4 protein-coding genes are annotated in these 5,782 nt (G+C 57.5%); all 4 read left to right on the top strand.

The annotated features are described in order from the left end of the window. Positions 1–230: 230 nt before the first annotated feature. Positions 231–1,721, top strand: a complete 1,491-nt coding sequence (locus JWR17_RS19150; RefSeq protein WP_299833764.1) for an aldehyde dehydrogenase family protein — start codon at positions 231–233, stop codon at positions 1,719–1,721. 125 nt (positions 1,722–1,846) lie between these two features. After that, positions 1,847–3,130, top strand: coding sequence for an FAD-binding oxidoreductase (locus JWR17_RS19145; RefSeq protein ID WP_299833762.1), 1,284 nt, complete (start codon positions 1,847–1,849; stop codon positions 3,128–3,130). 397 nt (positions 3,131–3,527) lie between these two features. Then, positions 3,528–4,661: a branched-chain amino acid ABC transporter substrate-binding protein gene (locus tag JWR17_RS19140; RefSeq protein WP_299833760.1), complete on the top strand. Its 1,134-nt coding sequence runs from the start codon at positions 3,528–3,530 to the stop codon at positions 4,659–4,661. 190 nt (positions 4,662–4,851) lie between these two features. Next, complete coding sequence (locus tag JWR17_RS19135) at positions 4,852–5,766, top strand: branched-chain amino acid ABC transporter permease LivH (RefSeq protein WP_299833758.1); 915 nt, start codon at positions 4,852–4,854, stop codon at positions 5,764–5,766. Positions 5,767–5,782: the final 16 nt, after the last annotated feature.

Raw genomic sequence — 5,782 nt, 5'->3', positions numbered from 1 at the left:
AGCGCGGTGATCGATGGCAGATGGCGTTTGTTAAGCATGGTCTGGCCTTTGGTTTTTTCTACACTGCCAGGTCACGCGCGAAGGGCAGTATGACTAAACGGAATGATATCTCGCCTAATGGTCGTTTGTTCCCGCGTCTCAGGCCAGCTATTAGTAGAGCCTGACGCTTTAGCCGCTTTTGTTTGTGCTCCCTATTTCGGCTTTTTCATTTATAGAAACCAGGAGAAACCATGATTACCGACTTGCTCAACCGTCTCGGTGTCGATGCCGCGCTGTATCAAAATGGCACCCAAGCCGTGCACACACCTGTTGATGGCAGCCAAGTGGCTAGCGTGCATTGGGAAGGGCGGGCGGAAGTGGAGCAGCATGTTACCCGTGCTGAAAACGCTTTCCAGGCCTGGCGCAAAGTCCCGGCCCCGCGCCGTGGTGAGCTGATTCGTCTGTTCGGCGAAGCCCTGCGCAAGTACAAGGCCGACCTGGGCGAGTTGGTGTCATGGGAAGCGGGCAAGATCACCCAGGAAGGCTTGGGTGAAGTGCAAGAAATGATCGATATCTGCGATTTCGCTGTCGGCTTGTCGCGCCAGTTGTACGGTTTGACCATCGCTTCCGAGCGTCCTGGTCACCACATGCGCGAAACCTGGCACCCTCTGGGCGTTGTTGGCGTAATCAGCGCGTTCAACTTCCCGGTTGCCGTGTGGGCCTGGAACACCACGTTGGCGTTGGTCTGCGGTAATGCGGTGATCTGGAAGCCGTCGGAAAAAACGCCGCTGACTGCGTTGGCCTGTCAGGCACTGTTCGAGGGCGTGTTGAAAAACTTCCCGGACGCTCCGCCTTACCTGAGCCAAGTCGTGATCGGCGGCCGTGAAGCGGGCGAAGCCTTGGTTGATGATCCGCGTGTAGCGTTGATCAGCGCCACCGGCAGCACCCGCATGGGTGCCGAAGTCGCACCGAAGATCGCCGCTCGTTTTGCCCGCAGCATTCTGGAGTTGGGCGGCAACAACGCGATGATCCTCGGCCCAAGCGCTGACCTGGATCTGGCCGTGCGCGCCATTCTGTTTAGCGCAGTCGGTACAGCCGGTCAGCGTTGCACCAGTTTGCGTCGTCTGATTGCTCATGAATCGGTCAAAGCCGAAATCGTCAGCCGTTTGAAAACCGCTTACGCCAAAGTGCGTATCGGCCATCCGCTGGAAGGCAATCTGGTCGGCCCGTTGATTGATAAGGGCGCTTACGAAAACATGCAGGACGCGCTTGAACAGGCATTGAGCGAAGGCGGCCGGGTATTCGGCGGTAAGCGCGTGTTGGCTGAAGAACTCCCGAACGCTTACTACGTGACCCCAGCCATCGTTGAAATGCCTGAGCAAAGCGACGTGGTCTGCACTGAGACGTTCGCCCCGATCCTGTACGTGGTGGGCTACGAAGATTTCGCTGAAGCCGTGCGCCTGAACAACGCTGTGCCACAAGGCCTGTCGTCGTGTATTTTCACTACCGACGTGCGTGAAGCTGAGCAATTTATCTCGGCGCTGGGCAGTGATTGCGGGATCGCCAACGTTAACATCGGCCCAAGCGGTGCTGAAATCGGCGGTGCTTTTGGCGGTGAGAAAGAAACCGGCGGCGGCCGTGAATCGGGCTCCGATTCGTGGCGCGGTTACATGCGTCGCCAAACCGCGACCGTGAACTATTCCCTTGAATTGCCGCTGGCTCAAGGGATTACCTTCGACTGATAGGCCCCTCTCGCCAACAAGTCGGCTCCTACAGGATGAACGCAATCTGTAGGAGCCAACTTGTTGGCGAAGCGTTAGACCAGGCAACGCAACAATTAGGCTATAAATCTTTCCGGGGTCTTGCGATGCCGCTACGCGACGAATGTCTGTGGGAAAAGTTGACACCGCAACGGCCTGATGCCGAGGCGCTGAAAGGAGAGGTAACGGTCGATGTCTGCGTGATTGGCGCGGGCATTACCGGTTTGTCGGCAGCGATTCACCTGCTGGAGCAGGGCAAAACCGTCGCCGTGCTTGAGGCCCATCGCACCGGCCAGGGCGGGTCTGGACGCAACGTCGGACTGGTCAATGCCGGGCTGTGGATCCCGCCAGACGACATCGAAGCAGGCTTCGGCAAACAGGTCGGCAGTCAGCTCAACCAAATGCTTGGCGCCGCACCGTCGCTGGTGTTCAGCCTGATCGACAAGTACAACATCGATTGTCAATTGCGCCGCGAAGGCACGTTGCACATGGCCCACAACGCCCGTGGCGAAGCGGATCTGCGCAGTCGTGAAGAGCAATGGAAACGCCGCGGTGCGCCCGTTGAATTGCTCACCGGCAAAGCTTGTCAAGACGCCACCGGCACGCAGAAAATCTCCTCGGCATTACTCGACCGTCGCGCCGGTACATTCAACCCAATGGCCTATACCAGTGGGCTGGCCAAGGCCGTGGTCGGTCTTGGCGGTCAGGTGTTTGACCATTCGCCGGTGACCCGTCTCGAACGTCAGGGTGATCGCTGGTGTGTGATTACCGAACACGGCGCAGTGCTGGCTGAGAAGGTGGTGATCGCTTCCAATGCCTATACCCAAGGCGAATGGACCGAACTGCGGCGCAATTTTTTCCCCGGTTATTACTACCAGGTCGCCTCGGCACCATTGACCGAAGACGCCGCACAACAAATTCTGCCGGGTGGGCAGGGATCCTGGGACACGCGTCAGGTATTGAGCAGCATTCGTCGCGACGCTGACGGTCGTCTGTTGTTGGGCAGCTTGGGCAACGGCAATCAAAAACCAGCCTGGTTCCTCAAAGCCTGGGCCGATCGCGTCCAGCAGCACTACTTCCCGTACCTGAAACCGGTGGAGTGGGAATGCACGTGGACGGGCACCATTGCTTTTACCCCCGATCACTTATTGCGCCTATTTGAGCCGGCGCCAGGCTTGGTTGCGGTCACGGGTTACAACGGCCGAGGGAACACCACGGGGACTGTCGTCGGCAAAGCGTTCGCTGATTACCTGTGCCATGGCAACCCTGAAGCGCTACCGGTGCCTTTCGCACCGATGAATCCGTTGGTTGGCGTAGGGCTACGCAGTGCTATGTACGAAGCGGGCTTTTCGCTGTATCACGCGGGCCAGTGCTTGCGCATCGTGATTTAACGCAATTTTTTTGCGCGGCTTGAGGCGCATTTATCGCGCACCCACTACCCTGAGATGGTGCATCCCGTAGCGGTCGCGCACCTTAGGTGTGCAGTTCGGTGACGCATACTGTTACAGTCGGGTTGCACGCCCTTGTATGCATAGGTTGCTATGTTTCTGTGCATGGGTTGCACTTTCCTGTTTCAGGGTTGCACCTGGTGCGGTTTAGACAGGTTGCACGCGCAGTAAAATAGGCTTCAAAAGGTCGGTTCGTAACAAAATAGAGAGTTTTTACATAATAAAAAACCTATGGCACGCCACTTGCTCTGAGCTTGTAGCTAAATCAAAGCTTGTAGCTAAATCAAAGCTTCCGCTGAAGTTGCTGTGCTAACTAAAAAAACCTCAGGAGCACCATCACATGTCGCAGACGTTCTACAAGAAAGGTTTTCTGGCACTCGCAGTCGCTACTGCGCTGGGTGCTGCGTCGTTCGCTCAGGCAGATATCAAGTTTGGGGTCGCAGGTCCAATGACCGGTGCCAACGCATCGTTCGGCGAGCAGTACATGAAAGGCGCACAGGCTGCAGCCGATGCGATCAACAAGGCGGGCGGCGTCAACGGTGAGCAAATCGTTCTGGTCAAGGGCGACGACGCCTGCGAACCAAAACAAGCCGTTTCCGTGGCCAACAAAATGGTCCAGGACAAGGTTGCCGGCGTCGTCGGTCACTTCTGCTCTTCGTCGACCATTCCTGCGTCTGAGGTCTATGCCGACGCTGGCATCCTCGCCATTACCCCGGGTTCCACCAACCCAGCGGTGACCGAGCGCGGTCTGCCCGCGATGATGCGCATGTGCGGTCGCGACGACCAGCAAGGTATCGTTGCGGGTAACTACATCGTCGACGTTCTCAAAGGCAAGAAAGTCGCGGTCATCAACGACAAAGACACCTATGGCAAAGGCCTGGCGGACGCCACTGCCAAGCAGTTGACCTCACGTGGCGTCAAGCCCGTGCTGGAAGAAGGTCTGACCCGTGGCGAGAAAGACTACAGCGCCCTGGTCACCAAGATCCGTGCGGCCGGTGCTGACGTTGTTTACTTCGGCGGCCTGCACCCGGAAGCGGGTCCTTTGGTTCACCAGCTGCGTACTGAAGGCCTGAAAGACGTCAAGTTCATGTCCGATGACGGCATCGTGACCGACGAAATGGTCGCCACTGCTGGCGGCGCTCCGTACGTCGACGGCGTGTACATGACTTTCGGTGCTGACCCGCGCCTGATTCCAGACAGCAAGGCTGTCGTGGAAGAGTTCAAAAAGGCCGGCTACGAGCCTGAAGGCTACACCCTGTACGCTTACGCCTCGGTTCAAGCCCTGGCTGCCGGCTTCAACGGTGCCAAGTCAAACAAAGGCGAAGATGCTGCCAAGTGGCTGAAAGCGAACAAGGTCCAAACCGTCATGGGCACCAAAGAGTGGGATTCGAAGGGTGACCTGAAAATCTCCGACTACGTGGTGTATCAGTGGGATGCCGCTGGCAAATACCACCAGTTGGAAAAGCAGAAGTGAGATAGGCGCTCTGCCTGACCTGCGCCTTGCGAGTTGATCGCAAGGCGCAGGCCTCGCGCTGGTAATGGGCTGTGCAACCCTGCCGACCCGGTATTTTCTTCTGCGCCACATGACCCCCGGCCAGATGCGTCTCACAAGGACTCATCAAACTCGGGTTCGCGGTGGCCTCTCAAGTTCGTGAGAGTGCGTGATGGACGGTATTTTCCTGCAACAAGTTATCAATGGTCTGACCCTCGGGTCGGTCTACGGCCTGATCGCCATCGGCTACACAATGGTCTACGGCATCATCGGCATGATCAACTTCGCCCACGGCGAGGTGTACATGATCTCCGCTTATCTGGCGGCAATCACGCTGGCCCTCCTGACGTACTTCGGTGTTGAATCCTTTCCGCTGTTGATCTTCGGAACCTTGCTGTTCACCGTGTTCGTGACCGGTGCCTATGGCTGGGTCATCGAGCGCATCGCTTACAAACCGCTGCGTAACTCCACCCGACTGGCACCGCTGATCAGTGCTATCGGCGTTTCGCTGATTCTGCAGAACTACGCGCAGATTGCTCAGGGCTCACGGCAACAGGGTATTCCAACCTTGCTGAGCGGTGCCTGGAGAATCGAGTTCGGCACAGGCTTCGTGCAGATCACCTACACCAAGATCTTCATTCTGGTCGCCGCATTTGCCGGGATGGCGGTGCTGACCTACATCATCAAATTCACCAAGCTGGGGCGCATGTGTCGCGCGACCCAACAAGACCGCAAGATGGCCTCGATCCTCGGCATCAACACTGACCGGGTGATTTCCTATGTGTTCATCATCGGTGCCGCCATGGCTGCACTGGCAGGTGTGTTGATCACCTTGAACTACGGCACGTTCGACTTCTCCGCAGGCTTCGTGATCGGCATCAAGGCTTTCACCGCCGCGGTACTCGGCGGCATCGGTTCACTGCCTGGCGCCATGCTTGGCGGGATCATCCTCGGGATCTCCGAGTCGCTGTTCTCTGGCGTGATCAACTCTGACTATAAGGACGTCTTCAGCTTCTCGCTGTTGGTACTGATCCTGATTTTCCGTCCTCAAGGCCTGTTGGGTCGCCCACTCGTGGCGAAGGTATAAGTATGTCCGCAGCCAA

Source organism: Pseudomonas sp. (genome assembly GCF_028293835.1).
Classification (GTDB): domain Bacteria; phylum Pseudomonadota; class Gammaproteobacteria; order Pseudomonadales; family Pseudomonadaceae; genus Aquipseudomonas.
Note: the sequence above shows the minus strand (reverse complement) of the source record. Positions and strands in the feature narration are given on the sequence as shown.